The organism is Tetzosporium hominis, from assembly GCF_002265435.1.
Classification (GTDB): domain Bacteria; phylum Bacillota; class Bacilli; order Bacillales_A; family Planococcaceae; genus Chryseomicrobium; species Chryseomicrobium hominis.
This window is the reverse complement of sequence record NZ_NOKQ01000202.1, coordinates 1-247: the sequence shown is the minus strand read 5'-3', so window position 1 is coordinate 247 and position 247 is coordinate 1. Positions and strand designations below refer to the sequence as shown.

Genomic DNA, 247 nt, shown 5'->3' with positions numbered 1-247 from the left:
ACAATTGTTTGTAGAGAAAAACGACACTCACATGACGCAATAAGATTTTGAAAGACACATTTATCGATTCCGCAAAAGACTTGAACGATTTTTGCCAGAGAATGGCTACGAAGTCTATATTCCTTCGCTTTCGACGGAAACTATTGTTTTCAAAGGACTTCTACCTCCGGTTGAAGTTAGCGAATTTTATCTGGACCTACAAGATGAGCGCTTTGTATCTGCCTATAGCTTGGTTCACTCCCGCTAT

The 247-nt window shown here is 40.1% G+C and carries 1 pseudogene; it reads left to right on the top strand.

Going from position 1 to position 247, the window contains the following annotated elements:
- Nucleotides 1-55: 55 nt before the first annotated feature.
- Nucleotides 56-247: pseudogene (locus CF394_RS07470) on the top strand (hypothetical protein); the annotation flags it as partial.